The organism is Curtobacterium sp. L1-20, from assembly GCF_048755855.1.
In the GTDB taxonomy this organism is placed as follows: Bacteria; Actinomycetota; Actinomycetes; order Actinomycetales; family Microbacteriaceae; genus Curtobacterium.
This window is the reverse complement of sequence record NZ_CP151473.1, coordinates 2487645-2503304: the sequence shown is the minus strand read 5'-3', so window position 1 is coordinate 2503304 and position 15660 is coordinate 2487645. Positions and strand designations below refer to the sequence as shown.

The 15660-nt window shown below is 69.5% G+C and carries 13 protein-coding genes; 6 read left to right on the top strand and 7 right to left on the bottom strand.

Annotated elements, in window-relative coordinates:
• Positions 1–10: 10 nt before the first annotated feature.
• The 5 genes from AAEP86_RS13330 to tkt form a co-directional block, all read right to left on the bottom strand.
• Positions 11–955: a glucose-6-phosphate dehydrogenase assembly protein OpcA gene (locus AAEP86_RS13330; protein ID WP_420367809.1), complete on the bottom strand. Its 945-nt coding sequence runs from the start codon at positions 953–955 to the stop codon at positions 11–13.
• Positions 952–2490, bottom strand: coding sequence for a glucose-6-phosphate dehydrogenase (zwf, locus tag AAEP86_RS13325; RefSeq protein ID WP_133519395.1), 1539 nt, complete (start codon positions 2488–2490; stop codon positions 952–954). The genes AAEP86_RS13330 and zwf overlap by 4 nt, the downstream gene beginning before the upstream one ends.
• 23 nt (positions 2491–2513) lie before the next feature.
• Complete coding sequence (locus AAEP86_RS13320; RefSeq protein ID WP_420367808.1) at positions 2514–4112, bottom strand: glucose-6-phosphate isomerase; 1599 nt, start codon at positions 4110–4112, stop codon at positions 2514–2516.
• A complete protein-coding gene (tal, locus tag AAEP86_RS13315) occupies positions 4112–5224 on the bottom strand; it encodes a transaldolase (protein WP_420367807.1) in 1113 nt (370 codons plus the stop codon). Before tal ends, AAEP86_RS13320 begins: the two co-directional genes overlap by 1 nt.
• Before the next feature lie 156 nt (positions 5225–5380).
• Positions 5381–7474 (bottom strand): transketolase, encoded by a 2094-nt coding sequence (tkt, locus tag AAEP86_RS13310; RefSeq protein WP_420367806.1) that lies wholly within the window; start codon positions 7472–7474, stop codon positions 5381–5383.
• 404 nt (positions 7475–7878) lie between these two features.
• On the opposite strand from tkt, the gene AAEP86_RS13305 reads away from it, so the two are divergent.
• Positions 7879–8805, top strand: coding sequence for a heme o synthase (locus AAEP86_RS13305; protein WP_420367805.1), 927 nt, complete (start codon positions 7879–7881; stop codon positions 8803–8805).
• Positions 8806–9345: 540 nt separating this feature from the next.
• Here the strand turns inward: AAEP86_RS13305 and AAEP86_RS13300 are convergent.
• Positions 9346–10323 carry a COX15/CtaA family protein gene (locus AAEP86_RS13300; protein ID WP_420367804.1) on the bottom strand — a complete coding sequence of 326 codons (978 nt, stop codon included), beginning with the start codon at positions 10321–10323 and terminating at the stop codon, positions 9346–9348.
• Positions 10324–10577: 254 nt separating this feature from the next.
• Between AAEP86_RS13300 and sufB the strand changes: the two genes are divergently transcribed.
• The 5 genes from sufB to AAEP86_RS13275 all read left to right on the top strand — a co-directional run bounded on the left by sufB (position 10578) and on the right by AAEP86_RS13275 (position 14796).
• On the top strand, positions 10578–11996 hold the full coding sequence (gene sufB / locus AAEP86_RS13295) for a Fe-S cluster assembly protein SufB (protein ID WP_420367803.1): 1419 nt from the start codon (positions 10578–10580) through the stop codon (positions 11994–11996).
• Complete coding sequence (gene sufD / locus AAEP86_RS13290) at positions 11997–13286, top strand: Fe-S cluster assembly protein SufD (RefSeq protein ID WP_420367802.1); 1290 nt, start codon at positions 11997–11999, stop codon at positions 13284–13286.
• Positions 13286–13612 carry a non-heme iron oxygenase ferredoxin subunit gene (locus AAEP86_RS13285; protein WP_144712100.1) on the top strand — a complete coding sequence of 109 codons (327 nt, stop codon included), beginning with the start codon at positions 13286–13288 and terminating at the stop codon, positions 13610–13612. The genes sufD and AAEP86_RS13285 overlap by 1 nt, the downstream gene beginning before the upstream one ends.
• Before the next feature lie 81 nt (positions 13613–13693).
• Positions 13694–14467 carry a Fe-S cluster assembly ATPase SufC gene (gene sufC, locus AAEP86_RS13280; protein ID WP_420367801.1) on the top strand — a complete coding sequence of 258 codons (774 nt, stop codon included), beginning with the start codon at positions 13694–13696 and terminating at the stop codon, positions 14465–14467.
• Positions 14467–14796 (top strand): metal-sulfur cluster assembly factor, encoded by a 330-nt coding sequence (locus tag AAEP86_RS13275; protein WP_071293993.1) that lies wholly within the window; start codon positions 14467–14469, stop codon positions 14794–14796. Before sufC ends, AAEP86_RS13275 begins: the two co-directional genes overlap by 1 nt.
• A 238-nt stretch (positions 14797–15034) precedes the next feature.
• On the opposite strand, the gene AAEP86_RS13270 is transcribed toward AAEP86_RS13275, so the two are convergent.
• A complete protein-coding gene (locus tag AAEP86_RS13270; RefSeq protein WP_420367800.1) occupies positions 15035–15634 on the bottom strand; it encodes a biotin transporter BioY in 600 nt (199 codons plus the stop codon).
• Positions 15635–15660: the final 26 nt, after the last annotated feature.

Here is a 15660-nt window from a genome sequence, read left to right as displayed (position 1 = left end):
TGGGGTGTGCTCAGCCGTCGATCGTCTCGAGCAGCTGCGGTACCCCGTGCTTGACGACGTCTCCGAAGAGGACGTCCGGGTCGAGTCTACGGAGTTCCTCGGCCAGGCAGTCGCGCAGGTTGCGGCGCGGCAGCGACAGGTCGTGCGTCGGCTGTCCGGGCATCGAGAGCGTCGCGACGTCCACCAGGGACCGCTCGAGCTCGATGGTGCCGGACTCGCGGACGAGCTTCACGCCGTGGATGCCGCTGGAACCGGTCGCCCGAGGCGAGGTGACGACGGACACCGGCACCTCGAGGCGCAGCTGCAGCCACGCGGCGAGGAGGATCGTCGACGGGCTGTCGTACGCGCCGGAGACCTCGACCCCGGTGACGGGCTCGTACGGCGGCTGGTCGAGCGCGGCGGCGAGCTGGTTCCGCCACAGGGTGAGCCGCGTCCACGCGAAGTCCGTGTCGCCCGGGACGTACGAGGCACCGAGCGCCTCGATCGCACCGTTCGGGTCCTTCTGTGCAGCGGCGTCCGTGATCCGGCGCTGTGCGATGCGGCCCAGTGCGGATGCGGCGGGCTGGTCGGGCGCGGTCTGCGGCCACCAGGCGACGACGGGGGCGTCCGGCAGCAGGAGGCCCGTGACCAGGCTCTCCTCGTCGGTCGCGGTCTCGCCGTACGCGCGGAGGACGATGACCTCGCTCGCGCCCGCGTCGCTGCCGACGCGGATCTGTGCGTCGAGGCGACCGGGCGACTTCGTGTCGCCGTCGTTCTTCGACACGATGATGACGCGCATCGGGTGCTCGCGGGACGCCTCGTTCGCCGCCTCGATCGCCTCTTCCTCGTGACCGAGGGCGGTCGAGATGATGAGGGTCAGGACGCGTCCGAGGGCGACGGCGCCGCCCTCCTCGCGGATGTGGACGAGCTTCTTCTGGATCTTCGAGACCGTGGTGTTCGGCAGGTCGATCTTCATGGACGCCTCCAGGTCCGACCGTCGCGGGCGAGCAGGGCGTCGGCGGATGCCGGACCCCACGTGCCGGGACGGTACTGCTCGGGCTGGCCCTGCGTGGCCCAGAACTCCTCGATCGGGTCGAGGATCTTCCACGACAGTTCCACCTCTTGGTGACGGGGGAAGAGGGGCGGGTCGCCGAGGAGCACGTCGAGGATGAGTCGCTCGTACGCCTCGGGCGAGGCCTCGGTGAACGCGTGGCCGTAGCCGAAGTCCATCGTCACGTCGCGCACCTGGGTGCCGACGCCGGGGACCTTCGAGCCGAAGCGGAGCGTGACGCCCTCGTCCGGCTGCACGCGGATGACGAGCGCGTTCTGGCCGAGGGGCGACTGCGTGTTGCCGTAGACGTCCTCGGGGACACGCTTGAACACGATGGCGATCTCGGTGACGCGTCGGCCGAGCCGCTTGCCGGCGCGCAGGTAGAACGGGACGCCCTGCCAGCGACGGGTCGCGATGTCGAGCTTGATCGCCGCGTAGGTCTCGGTGCCCGACTCCGGGTTCATCCCGGCCTCGTCGAGGAACCCGAGCACCTTCTCGCCGCCCTGCCATCCGCCGGCGTACTGCCCGCGGGCGGTCGACGTCGCCAGGTCCGCGGGGAGGCGGACCGCCGACAGGACCTTCTCCTTCTCGGCGCGGAGGTCCGCGGCCTTGAACGAGACGGGCTCCTCCATCGCGGTGAGCGCGAGGAGCTGCAGCAGGTGGTTCTGGATGACGTCGCGCGCCGCGCCGATGCCGTCGTAGTAGGCGGCCCGTCCCGCGACCCCGATGTCCTCGGCCATCGTGATCTGCACGTGGTCGACGTAGTTCGAGTTCCAGATGGGTTCGTACATCTGGTTCGCGAACCGGAGCGTCAGCAGGTTCTGGACGGTCTCCTTGCCGAGGTAGTGGTCGATGCGGAACACGTCGTCAGGAGCGAAGACGCTCTCGACGATCGCGTTCAGCTCGCGCGCGGTGCGCAGGTCGGAGCCGAACGGCTTCTCGACGACCACACGGCTCCACGATCCGTCGCGCTTCTCGGTCAGACCGGACAGCTTGAGCTGCTCGGTGACGACCGGGAACATCTTCGGCGGGATGGAGAGGTAGAACGCGTGGTTGCCGAGCGTGCCGCGTTCCGCGTCGAGGTCGTCGACGGTGCGCTTGAGCTCGCGGAAGGCCTCGGGGTCGTCGAACGACCCCTGCACGAAGCGGATGCCCTGTTCGAGTTGACGCCAGACGTCCTCGTCGAACGGGGTGCGCGAGTGCTCCTTGACCGCGTCGTGGACGAGCTGGGAGAAGTCTTGGTCCTCCCAGTCACGCCGAGCGAACCCGACGAGCGCGAACCCCGGGGGCAGGAGCCCCCGGTTCGCGAGGTCGTAGACCGCGGGCATCAGCTTCTTGCGGGACAGGTCGCCCGTCACGCCGAAGATGATGAGGGTGCTGGGTCCCGCGATCCGGTTCAGTCGACGATCCGTCGGCAGCCGGAGCGGGTTGTGCTCCGGGGTGATTGCCACCGGTGACATGAGTCGGTGAACTCCTTCGAGAGTCAGAGGGAGACGGCGGACGCGAGTGCTGCGGTGACAGCCGCGACGTCCGTCGTGGTGAGGGTCAGGACCGGGCGGCCGTGCTGCGCGAGGACACTCGCGTCGCCGGAGGCCTGGGCCTGGATGAGCTGCCCGAACGTGAACGGGCGCCCCGGGATGGGCAGGTCGTCGGGCTGGTCCGCGACGATCTGCAGGAACACGCCGTTCGCGGGACCACCCTTGTGGTACTGGCCCGTCGAGTGCAGGAAGCGGGGACCGTAGCCGAAGGTGACCGGTCGGCCGGCGCGCGCCGCCAGGGCGTCGCGCAGCGACTCGAGGTCACGGTTCGCGGTGCGGTCCACGTACGCCTGCACGGCCAGGTAGCCGGTCGCGTCGAGTTCGGACAGGAGGCCCGTCACGGCTTCCGCGATCGACGTCCCGACCGACAGTCCCGGCGTCGCGCGGACGGCGGTGCCGCCCTCGGTGAACGCGGGCTCAGCGGGTGCCGGACGGTCGTCCAGGAGGGCCCGTGCGGCCACCTTGGCGGCCTCGACGTCGGGCTGGTCGAACGGGTCGATGCCGAGCAGGCGCCCGGCGACGGCGACGGCGTACTCCCAGACGAGGAACTGACCACCGAGCGTGCCGGTGATCTCCACCTCGCCGTCGGCGACGTGTCGCTCGTCGTCGCGGGAACCGACCAGGCGGAGGATCTGCAGGTCGGGCAGGCCGGCGGTCACCTCGGGGGAGTCGACGTCGAGGACGACCGGCAGCAGGCCGCGCCCGCTCTTGCCGGTCGACTCCGCGATCAGCTGCTCCACCCAGTCGCCGAAGCCGACGATGTGCGTGCCGTCCGGGACGATGCCGATCTTGTCCCGCAGGGGACTGGTGCCGGCGAGGACCGCGCCGAGCACGAGGCCCGGGTTCTCGTCGATGTCCACGGAGAGGAGCGCCGAGATGGCGTCCGCCTCGTCGAGGAGTCCGGCGATGTCCGCCCCGGCGAGGCCGGAAGGCACGAGACCGAAGGCGGTCAGCGCGGAGTACCGTCCGCCGACGTTCGGGTCGGCGGAGAACACGCGGTAGCCCGCGGCGACGGCCTCGGCCTCGAGCGGCGAGCCCGGGTCGGTGACGACCACGATGCGCCCGGCCGGGTCGATGCCCGCGTCGCGGAACGCCTGCTCGTACACACGACGCTGCGAGTCGGTCTCGAGGGTCGAGCCCGACTTCGAGGAGACGACGAGCACGGTGCGCTCCAGCTCGTGCTCGACCGCGGCACGGACCTGCGCCGGGTCGGTCGAGTCGAGGACGGTGAGCGCGACGCCGGAGGTCCGGGTGATGACCTCGGGCGCGAGCGACGAGCCGCCCATGCCGGCGAGGACGACGTGGTCGACCCCTCCGGCTCGGAGCGACTCGCGCAGGGCGACCACCTCGTCGACGAGCGGACGGGAGACCGAGACGGCCTCCACCCACCCGAGACGCTTCGACGCCTCGGTCTCGGCGGCGGGACCCCAGAGCTCGGGGTCCTGGGCGGTGATGCCCGACGCCACCAGGTCGGTGACGAGGCGCGGGACCACCGAGTCGATGGCCCGCGCCGCGTCACCGCTGGCGGCGATGGAGACCGTCACTACTTGGCGCCCTCGAGGGCCGTCTTGACGGTGTCGACGAGCTCGCCCCAGGAGACGTTGAACTTGTCCACGCCCTCCTTCTCGAGGAGTGCCACGACGTCGTCGTAGTCGATGCCCTGCGCGGCGAGCTGGTCGAGGACGGCCTGCGCGTCGTCGAAGGTGCCGGCGATGGCGTCGCCGTGGATCTCACCGTGGTCGAACGTGGCGTCGAGGGTCTTGCCCGGCATGGTGTTGACGGTGTTCGGGGCGGCGAGCTCGGTCACGTAGAGCGTGTCCGGGAGCGACGGGTCCTTGACACCGGTCGAGGCCCAGAGCGGACGCTGCGTGTTCGCACCGGACTCGAGCAGGCCGAGGGCGCGCTCGGTTGCGAACGCCTCGGTCCAGACCTGGTAGGCGAGCTGCGCGTTCGCGATGCCGGCCTTCGACTTGAGGGCCTTGGCCTCGTCGGTGCCGACGGCGTCGAGACGCTTGTCGATCTCGGAGTCGACGCGGGACACGAAGAACGAGGCGACCGAGTGGATCTTGGACAGGTCGTGGCCCGCGGCCTTGGCCTTCTCGAGACCACCGAGGTAGGCGTCGATCACGGCGCGGTAGCGCTCGAGCGAGAAGATCAGGGTGACGTTGACCGAGATGCCGGCGCCGATGACCTCGGTGATCGCCTCGAGGCCCTCGAGCGTCGCGGGGATCTTGATGAGGACGTTCTCGCGTCCCACCTTGTCGAACAGGAACTTCGCCTGCTCGATGGTCTTCTGGGTGTCGTGGGCCAGGCCCGGCTCGACCTCGATCGAGACGCGGCCGTCGAAGCCCTTGGTCTCGTCGTAGATCGGCTTGAAGACGTCGGACGCGTTGGCGACGTCCTGCGTCGTGATCTCGAAGATCGCCGCGGTGACGTCGGTGCCCGCGGCGGCGAGCTCCTTGACCTGCGAGTCGTAGCGCTCGCCCTTGGCGAGGGCCGAGGCGAAGATCGTCGGGTTCGTCGTGACGCCGACGACGTTCTTCTGCTCGATGAGCTCGGTGAGCTTGCCGGTCTCGAGGAGCTCGCGGGAGAGGTCGTCGAGCCAGATGCTCACGCCGACCGCGGAGAGGGCGGCGGTGGGGGTGGTGTCAGCCATGTGTTTCTCTTCTTCTTTCATCGACGGGGCCGACGTCGTGGATGCGACGAGGGCCGTGAAGTCGGGGTAGGGGGTCCCGGGAGTCGCGTGGCGGGGCCGAGCCGCGCCTCCCGGAAGAAGGGCCGGGTCCGGCGAACCGGACCCGGCCCCTGCGGGTCAGGAAGCCGCGATCGATTCCTTCGCGGCGGCCACGACGTGCTCCGTCGTGAAGCCGAACTCCTTGAACAGCGTCTGGTAGTCGGCCGAGGCACCGAAGTGCTCGATCGAGACGCTGCGGCCCTTGTCGCCGATGATGTCGCGCCAGCTCATGGCGATGCCGGCCTCGACCGACACGCGGGCGGTGACGTCCTTCGGCAGGACCTGGTCCTGGTAGTTCTCGGACTGCTCGCGGAACCACTCGAGGGACGGGGCGCTCACGACGCGGGCGTTGATGCCCTCGCCCTTGAGCTGCTCGCGGGCGTCGACCGCGATCTGGACCTCGGAACCGGTCGCGATGAGGATCACGTCCGGGGTGCCGTTCGGCGCCTCGGCGAGGATGTACGCGCCCTTGGCGACGTTCTTCGCCGAGGCGAAGGTCTCGCCCGAGGCCTCGCCCTCGCCGCGCTCGAACACGGGGAGGTTCTGACGGCTCAGCGCGATGCCGGCCGGACGGTCCTTGTGCTTGAGCATCTCGAGCCAGGCGTAGGCGACCTCGGTCGCGTCGGCCGGACGGACGACGTCGAGGCCCGGGATCGCGCGGAGGGCGCTGACCTGCTCGATCGGCTGGTGCGTCGGGCCGTCCTCGCCGAGGGCGATGGAGTCGTGCGTCCAGACGTAGATCGCCGGCGCCTTCATGAGCGCGGCGAGACGGACCGCCGGACGCATGTAGTCGCTGAAGATCAGGAACGTGCCGCCGAAGGGGCGGGTGTTCCCGTGCAGGACGATGCCGTTCAGGATCGCGCCCATGGCGTGCTCGCGGATGCCGAAGTGCAGCACGCGGCCGTACGGGTCGGTGCTCCACGTCTTCGTCGAGGCCTCGACCGGACCGAAGGACTTCGCACCCTCGATCGTGGTGAGGTTGGACTCGGCGAGGTCGGCCGAACCGCCCCAGAACTCGGGCATCAGCGGCGCGATGGCGTTGATGACCTTGCCGGACGCGGCACGGGTCGAGACGGCCTTGTCGGTCGGGAAGACCGGCAGTGCCTCCTCGAGGCCCTCGGGCAGCTCGCCGGAGTTGATGCGGTCGAGCATCGCCTTCTTCTCCGGGTTGGCCGTGGCCCACGCGTCGAAGGTCTTCTGCCACTCGGCGTGCTGCGCCTGGCCCTTGGCGACGGCGCCGCGGGTGTACTCGAGGACCTCGGGGTCGACGTGGAAGGTCTGCTCGGGGTCGAAGCCGAGGACCTCCTTGAGACCCTTCAGCTCGTCGGCGCCCAGGGCGGAGCCGTGGATCTTGCCGGAGTTCTGCTTGGTCGGGGACGGCCAGCCGATGATCGTCTTGAGGACGATGAGCGAGGGCTTGTGGGTCTCCGCCTTGGCGGCCTCGACCGCGCGGTACAGCTCCTCGACGTCCTCGGAGTACTCGCCGGTCTTCTTCCAGTCGACGTGCTGGACGTGCCAGCCGAGCGCCTCGTAGCGAGCCGCGACGTCCTCGGAGAAGGCGATGTCGGTGTCGTCCTCGATGGAGATCTGGTTCGAGTCGTAGAAGACGACCAGGCGACCGAGCTGCTGGCGGCCGGCGAGGCTCGCGGCCTCGTTGGTGATGCCTTCCTGCATGTCGCCGTCGCCGGCGATCACGTAGGTGAAGTGGTCGAACGGCGACTCGCCGTCAGCGGTCTCCGGGTCGAACAGGCCGCGCTCGAAGCGCTGCGCGTAGCCGAAGCCGACGGAGGAGGCGAGACCCTGGCCGAGCGGGCCGGTCGTGATCTCGACGCCGTCGGTGTGGCCGTACTCCGGGTGACCCGGGGTCTTCGAACCCCACTTGCGGAGGTGCTGGAGGTCCTCGAGCTCGAGACCGTAGCCGTGCAGGTAGAACTGCACGTACTGCAGGATCGAGGCGTGACCGGCCGAGAGGATGAAGCGGTCGCGGCCGATCCAGGTGGAGTCGCTCGGGTCGCGACGCATCACCTTCTGGAAGAGCAGGTGTGCGAGCGGTGCGAGGCTCATCGCGGTGCCGGGGTGACCGTTGCCGGCGGCCTCGACCGAGTCTGCGGCGAGTACGCGGGCCGTGTCGACGGCCTTCCGGTCGATGGCGTCCCAGGTGAATTCAGCCACTTGGATGTTGACCCTTCTTGATGCGACATGTGCGAGGGCTCGTGCCATCGCACGGACATGATCGCCATCCCGGGGCCTACGTCGTGTCGCCGTCTCGCGGCCACCGACCGGCTCTTCGCGGCCGACGTCATCGGGGCACGCACTGCGGGAGGGCGTCTCCAGCATAGTGACCATGCACTCAGAAGGGGTTCAGGTGACGCGAGTCGTGCACTCGGCATCACCGTCGCCACGGACGAGCCGGGCGTGTCGATCAGGAGCGGGGCACCGTCGCGGCGCTTCCATCACGTAAACTGGTCGCGACCCGTGGACATTCCGGGTCAGCGCACGCCCGGACGCCGCCGCAGTCGTCCACCGAGTGTGCGAGCTGATGCGAACAGACTGAGGTTCCCCCGTTGACTGCAACCGTGACCCGGCCCGACACCGATCGACCCCGCTCGACGCTGTCCCGCAAGGTCCGGGCGTACGTGTCGCTGACGAAGCCACGGGTGATGGAACTGCTCCTCGTCACCACGGCGCCGACGATGTTCCTCGCCGAGCGTGGAGTGCCGGACCTGTGGCTCGTCTTCTGGACCATGCTCGGCGGCGCCATGTCGGCCGGGTCCGCCTCAGCCTTCAACTGCTACATCGACCGTGACATCGACCGTCTGATGAAGCGCACCAGCACGCGCCCCCTCGTCACCGGAGAGCTGTCGGACCGCGAAGCGCTCGTGTTCTCGTGGGTGCTCGGCGTCCTGTCGACGGCGGTGCTCGGGTTCCTGGTGAACTGGCTCGCAGCCGCGCTCAGCGTCGTCGCGATCCTCATCTACGTCTTCGTGTACACGCTCTGGCTCAAGCGCCGCACCCCGCAGAACATCGTGTGGGGCGGATCCGCCGGGTGCATGCCCGTGCTGATCGGCTGGGCGGGCGTCACCGGCTCGCTCTCGTGGGCGCCGGTCATCCTCTTCATGGTGATCTTCCTCTGGACGCCGCCGCACTACTGGCCGCTGTCGATGAAGTACCGCGACGACTACGACGCTGCCGACGTGCCGATGCTGGCCGTGGTCCGGGGGCGGACGGTCGTCGGGCTCCAGGTCGTCCTGTACGCCTGGGCGACGCTGGTCTGCTCGCTGCTGCTCATCCCCGTGGCGCACATGGGGCCGCTCTACACGGTCGTGGCGCTGGCGGGCGGCATCTGGTTCGTCGTCGAGTCGCACCGGCTCTACTCGCGGGCGATCCAGCACGTGGAGCACGTGCAGCCGATGCGGGTCTTCCACAGCTCGATCACGTACCTGACGCTGCTCTTCATCGCGGTGGGCATCGACCCGCTGCTGCCGCAGGTCTTCAGCTTCTAGACGGGGCGCGGCTCCGGGTGTCGGTCCGCGTCTGCCCTGTGCGGCGTCGACTCGGAGCGACATCGTCGCAGTCGTACGACGTCGGTGGTCTCGCTCGTTGCGGGCGCTGCTGGTTGCGTCCGCGGTGGTGCGACGACGTCGCAGTCGTACGACGTCGGTGGTGTCGCTCGTTGCGGGCGCTGCTGGTTGCGTCCGCAGTCGTACGACATCGGTGGACGTTGCGGACGCTGCTGGTTGCGTCCGCGGTGCTGCGACAGCGTCGCAGTCGTACGACATCGGTGGTGTCGCTCGTCGCGGGCGCTGCTGGTCGCGTCCGCGGTGGTGCGACACCGTCGCAGTCGTACGACATCGGTCTCGTCGCACCACTGCGGAGCCTCGGCCCCGCCGCGGGAGGTGGACGCGACCACCCCCGGTCGGGAGGGGCGGTGCCAGCCCGCGCCGCGCCTCCAGACCGACCGCGGGTGGCGTCCACTGCCCCCGCAACACGACACCCCACGAGTCGGACGACTCGTGGGGTGTCGGAGCGTGTGACGGCCGGGGTCAGACGGTGGCGGCCGACTCCCGCACGGCGAGGCGCCCGGCGGACCCGCGCGTGGACAGCACCACGACGGTGACCGCCCCGACCAGCAGGCCGGCGAGCACCATGTGCGTGCCGACCAGTCCGACCGGCAGGTGCATGCGCGCCTGCGTCAGGCCGACCGCGATCTGGACGAACTCGACCACGAGCAGGACCAGGGCCCACCTGCTCGAGAGGCGCAGTCGCACGGCACCGACGACCAGCACGAGGGTCAGGGCGAAGAGTGCGTAGGCGGGGACGGCGTGCACGTGCTGCAGGATGCCCGGGTCGAAGCCGGTGCGGTGCAACCGGCCGCCGTCGACCGCCGCCGACGCGCCGGCGTGCGGGCCGCTGCCCGTCGTGAGGATGCCGAGCAGGACGGTCACCGCCACTGCGACGACCGTGCCCCGCACGACGCCCGTGTACCACCCGGGCACGAGACGGGGACCGGAGCGCGGACCGTTCACGGAGCGGTACACGAGCGTCGCCGTGATGCTCGTGAGGAGCGTCGAGACGACGAAGTGCAGGCCGACGACGTAGGGGTTCAGGTTGGTCAACACGCTGAGGCCACCGATCACGGCCTGCACCGGGATCGCTGCGCCCTGGGCGAACGCGAGCCAGAAGAGTTCGGGGCGCGTGCGGCGCATGCGAACCACGAGCAGGAACATCGCGATCGCCACCACGACGAGCACGAAGGTGAGCAGTCGGTTGCCGAACTCGATGATCCCGTGGACGCCCATCTCCGGGGTCGAGACGAGCGAGTCCGCCGTGCACTTGGGCCAGGTCGGGCACCCGAGGCCCGACGCGGTCAGGCGCACGAGGCCACCGGTGCCGATGAGGACGACCTCGACGACGAACGACGCCCAGGCCAGCACGACCACGCGCTGGTCGACGACGCGGGGGAGCGCCCACCACCGCGGGGTCCGGACGTCCTGGTCGACGGGGGAGACGACGCGAGTCACGAGGGTGGTGCCTTCCTGTTGTTCCGTGCAGTGAACCTGTAGGATTCGAGGGTTCAGCAGCAGTCAAGTCTAGGCAGGCGCCGGCTCCGAATGGGCCGAGATCGCCGGATGAACCCAGGACTGCGTGGAACCATCGACGTTGCGAGGGAGCAACACCGTGACCGCCTTGTCGGCGGTCCACGGTGGAATGGCGTCCAGACGCCACGGGTTGACACCCGAAGACGCTGCCTGCGCGAGAAGGAAACGAGGAGACCATGTCCGACGTGCTCATCGACCGTCCCGAGCTCGAAGGGCTCGGGCAATACGAGTTCGGCTGGTCCGACTCCGACACCGCCGGGGCCTCCGCCCGTCGTGGCATCTCGGAGGAGGTCGTCACCGACATCTCGAACCTCAAGGGCGAGCCCGAGTGGATGCTCAAGAACCGCCTGAAGGGCCTGCAGCTGTTCGGCCGTAAGCCGATGCCGACGTGGGGTGCCGACCTGACGGGCATCGACTTCGACAACATCAAGTACTTCGTGCGCTCCACCGAGAAGCAGGCGCAGTCGTGGGAGGACCTCCCCGAGGACATCCGCGCGACCTACGAGAAGCTCGGCATCCCCGAGGCCGAGCGTCAGCGCCTCGTCGCCGGCGTCGCCGCGCAGTACGAGTCCGAGGTGGTCTACCACCAGATCCGCGAGGACCTCGAGCAGCAGGGTGTCATCTTCATGGACACCGACACGGCGCTCCGCGAGCACCCCGAGATCTTCGAGGAGTACTTCGGCACCGTGATCCCCGCCGGCGACAACAAGTTCGCCGCGCTGAACACGGCCGTGTGGTCCGGTGGGTCGTTCGTCTACGTCCCGAAGGGCGTGCACGTCGAGATCCCGCTGCAGGCCTACTTCCGCATCAACACCGAGAACATGGGTCAGTTCGAGCGGACGCTGATCATCGCGGACGAGGACTCGTACGTCCACTACATCGAGGGCTGCACGGCGCCGATCTACAAGTCGGACTCGCTGCACTCGGCCGTCGTCGAGATCATCGTGAAGAAGAACGCCCGCGTGCGCTACACGACGATCCAGAACTGGTCGAACAACGTCTACAACCTCGTCACCAAGCGTGCGATCGCGCACGAGGGCGCGACGATGGAGTGGATCGACGGCAACATCGGCTCCAAGGTCACGATGAAGTACCCGTCGATCTACCTCGCCGGTGAGCACGCCAAGGGCGAGACCCTCTCGGTGGCCTTCGCGGGCCCCGGGCAGCACCAGGACGCCGGCGCGAAGATGATCCACATGGCGCCGTACACGACGTCGTCGATCGTCTCGAAGTCGATCGCCCGTGGCGGCGGCCGCGCCGGCTACCGCGGCGAGGTCCGGGTCGACCCGAACGCACACCACGCCGCGAACACGGTCCGCTGCGACGCGCTGCTCGTCGACACGATCAGCCGGAGCGACACGTACCCGGCGATCGACATCCGCGTCGACGACGTGCAGCTCGGCCACGAGGCCACCGTCTCCCGCGTCAGCGAGGAGCAGCTGTTCTACCTCATGTCGCGCGGCATGCCGGAGGACGAGGCGATGGCGATGATCGTCCGAGGCTTCATCGAGCCCATCGCCCGTGAGCTCCCGATGGAGTACGCACTCGAACTCAACAAGCTCATCGAGATGAGCATGGAAGGATCCGTCGGCTAGATGTCCAGCTCCACCCCTCCCCACATCGACCAGCCGATCGCCCCGGCGGAGTCCGCGCAGCCGACTGCGGCCACCCCGGCGCAGCACGGTGCCGTCGCCCACTCGGACGGCGGCTGGGACGCGCCGTCGAGCGGCAAGGACATCCCCGTCCAGACGCGCTCGGAGCGTCCGCAGTCCGGCGACATCGACGCCTTCCCGACGGTCACCGGCCGAGAGGTGAACTGGAAGTTCGCACCCCTCGCGAAGCTCCAGCCGCTCCTCGACGGCGGTCTCGACGGCTCCGCGTACCCGTTCCTCGCCCGTCAGTCCGACGGCGCCGACGTCGAGTGGGGCCGCAGCGACGACCCCCGCGTCGGCACCGCCGGCCTGCCGGAGGACCGTGCGGCCGCAGCTGCGTGGACCGCGCGGGACGCCGTCCTCGCCGTCACCGTGAAGGCGACCGAAGCGCACGAGTTCATCACGCTGACCCGCTCCGACTTCGGCACGCAGCCCCGCGCCGCCCACACGGTCATCACGGCCGAGGCGCACGCGCAGGGCATCGTCGTGCTCGACAACCGCGGCTCGGCGCTCCTGAGCGAGAACATCGAGATCGTCGTCCGCGACGGCGCCCGGCTCACCGTCGTCAGCCTGCAGGACTGGGACGACGACGCCGTGCACGTGTCGACGCACTTCGCCGAGGTCGGCCGCGACGCCTTCCTGAAGCACGTCGTGGTCTCGTTGGGCGGCGACGTCGTCCGGGTCAACCCCTCGACGCACCTCGGTGCACAGGGCGCCGACACCGAGATGTACGGCGTCTACTTCGCCGATGCCGGGCAGTACATCGAGCAGCAGGTCTACGTGAACCACGACGCGCCGAACACGCGCGGTCGCGTCAACTACAAGGGCGCACTCCAGGGCCAGGGCGCCCACACGGTCTGGATCGGCGACGTCCTGATCGGGCGCGACGGCTCCGGCACCGACTCGTACGAGCAGAACCGCAACCTGGTCCTGACCGACGGCACGCGCGCCGACAGCATCCCGAACCTCGAGATCGAGACGGGCGACATCGAGGGCGCCGGCCACGCCAGCGCGACCGGTCGCTTCGACGACGAGCAGCTCTTCTACCTGCAGTCGCGTGGCGTCCCCGAGGAAGAGGCCCGTCGCCTCGTCGTGCTCGGGTTCCTCGTCGAGGTGATCCAGAAGATCGGCGCACCCGAGCTCGAGGAACGTCTCATCGTGGCGGTCGAGCAGGAGCTCCAGGAAGGGCGCACCGTGCTGGCCGCGCCCGAGACGGAAGCAGCCTCCGCCTGATGTCGACGAAGGTCTGTGCCGAAGCGGACATCGCGGTCGACAGCCCGATGCGCGCTGTCGTCGACGGCACCGCGGTCGCCATCGTGAAGGACTCCGCGGGCACCGTGCACGCCATCGGCGACACGTGCACCCACGGGGACATCTCCCTGGCGGAGGGCTTCGTCGAGGGTGACACGCTGGAGTGCTGGGCGCACGGCTCGCGCTTCTCCCTCGCCACCGGCAAGCCGCAGAACTTCCCGGCGTACGAGCCCGTCCCGGTCTTCCGGGTCGAGGTCCGCGACGGCGACGTCTACGTCGACGTGCAGGACCCGGTCCCGGTCGACTGACCGCTCCGGCGCGGCCCGACCGCCGTGCCCACCCACTTCCCGCGGCTGACGCCGCACCACAGCTGCAACCGAAGGAACGCAATGTCCACTCTCGAAATCCGTGACCTGCAGGTCACCATCGACACCGACCAGGGCGTCAAGGAGATCCTCAAGGGCGTCGACCTGACGATCAACGAGGGCGAGATCCACGCGATCATGGGGCCGAACGGCTCGGGCAAGTCGACCCTCGCCTACACGATCGCCGGTCACCCGCGGTACAACGTCGTCGGCGGCTCGATCACGCTCGACGGCGAGGACGTCCTCGCGATGAGCGTCGACGAGCGGGCCCGCGCCGGCATGTTCCTGGCCATGCAGTACCCGGTCGAGATCCCCGGCGTGACCGTCTCGAACTTCCTCCGCACGGCGAAGACCGCGATCGACGGTGAGGCACCCGCGCTCCGCAGCTGGGTCAAGGACCTCCGCCAGTCGATGGCCGACCTCAAGATGGACTCCGCCTTCGCGGAGCGCAACGTCAACGAGGGCTTCTCCGGCGGCGAGAAGAAGCGTCACGAGATCATGCAGCTCGAGCTCCTGAAGCCGAAGTTCGCCGTCCTCGACGAGACCGACTCCGGCCTCGACGTCGACGCGCTGAAGATCGTCTCCGAGGGCGTGAACCGTGCCAAGGCGGCCACCGGTCTCGGTGTGCTCCTCATCACGCACTACACGCGCATCCTCCGCTACATCAAGCCGGACTTCGTGCACGTCTTCGTCGCGGGCAAGGTCGCCGAGCAGGGTGGCCCCGAGCTCGCCGAGCGCCTCGAGAACGAGGGCTACGACCGGTACGTGCAGGCTGCTGCGGCCACGGCGGGCAACTGATGATCACGGCACTCGCACCGGACAAGTTCGACGAGGTCGTCGAGGGCCTCAAGGAGGTCCAGGACCCGGAGCTCGGCGTGAACATCGTCGACCTCGGGCTCATCTACGACCTGGCCTGGGACGACGAGGCGACCGCGCTCGTGATCAGCATGACGCTCACGAGTGCCGGCTGCCCCCTGACGGACGTCATCGAGGGCGACACGGCGAACGCGCTCGACGGCATCGTCGACGCATTCCGGATCAACTGGGTCTGGATGCCGCCGTGGGGCCCGGAGCGGATCACCGACGACGGGCGCGAGATGATGCGCGCGCTCGGCTTCTCGATCTAGACGCGACCCAGCACGGACGGGAGGCGCGGTGCCAGCTGGCACCGCGCCTCCCGTCCGTCGTGTGGCGGGCGCTCCACGCCCGCGCGCCCCGACGAAGCCGGGACGCTGCCGAGATCGCGAAAAGTGCCGCCCGTCTGGAGACGGAGCGGCACTTTCTGCGATCTCGACGCCGCGCACGCGGCGTGTCGTGCGACCTCGGCGCGACCTCGGTGCGACCTCGGCGCGATGCCGGGACGCGTCAGCGGTGGCCGACGGCCTTCCACGCGAGCGGCAGGACGCCGGCGGCGATGAGCGCCTTGGCGATGCCGCCGACCATGAACGGGTACAGCCCGGCGGCGAGCACCGACTGCAGGTCGTTCGGCGCACCGAGCTGCCCGAGCGCCACGGCGAGCCAGGGCAGGCCGGTCACGAACGGGATCGCGCTGGCCAGCGTGAACGCGACCGCGGCACGTCCGACGTGACGGTCCCAGTTGCGGCGTGCGAGCCAGCCGACGAGCCCGGCGGCCGGGATGAAGCCGACGACGTACCCGAAGCTCGGCAGGGCGAGCGCCTGCAGGCCACCCTGCATGTCGGCGAAGAACGGGGCACCCGCGAGTCCGGCGACGGCGTAGACGAGCAGCGACAGCATGCCGCGGCGGGCACCGAGCGTGGCGCCGACGAGCACGACGGCCAGGGTCTGCCCGGTGATCGGCACAGGCCACATCGGCACCTGCACCTGCGCCAGCGCGGCGGTGAAGAGTGCGCCGCCGGCGACCAGGGCGGCGTTCGTGGCCAGGCCGTGGGTGCGCAGACGGTCGGCGAGGACTGCGCGGGGAGCGAACCCGGTGGCGTTCGTCATGGATTCTCCTAGAATGGACTGCTGGT

Excerpts from the sequence above, each read along its gene's own strand:
- AAEP86_RS13270 (WP_420367800.1), bottom strand. The coding sequence starts at position 15,634 with ATGACGAACGCCACCGGGTTCGCTCCCCGCGCAGTCCTCGCCGACCGT.
- zwf (WP_133519395.1), bottom strand. The coding sequence starts at position 2,490 with ATGTCACCGGTGGCAATCACCCCGGAGCACAACCCGCTCCGGCTGCCG.
- AAEP86_RS13275 (WP_071293993.1), top strand. The coding sequence starts at position 14,467 with ATGATCACGGCACTCGCACCGGACAAGTTCGACGAGGTCGTCGAGGGC.
- sufC (WP_420367801.1), top strand. The coding sequence starts at position 13,694 with ATGTCCACTCTCGAAATCCGTGACCTGCAGGTCACCATCGACACCGAC.
- sufB (WP_420367803.1), top strand. The coding sequence starts at position 10,578 with ATGTCCGACGTGCTCATCGACCGTCCCGAGCTCGAAGGGCTCGGGCAA.
- tal (WP_420367807.1), bottom strand. The coding sequence starts at position 5,224 with ATGGCTGACACCACCCCCACCGCCGCCCTCTCCGCGGTCGGCGTGAGC.
- AAEP86_RS13285 (WP_144712100.1), top strand. The coding sequence starts at position 13,286 with ATGTCGACGAAGGTCTGTGCCGAAGCGGACATCGCGGTCGACAGCCCG.
- sufD (WP_420367802.1), top strand. The coding sequence starts at position 11,997 with ATGTCCAGCTCCACCCCTCCCCACATCGACCAGCCGATCGCCCCGGCG.
- AAEP86_RS13330 (WP_420367809.1), bottom strand. The coding sequence starts at position 955 with ATGAAGATCGACCTGCCGAACACCACGGTCTCGAAGATCCAGAAGAAG.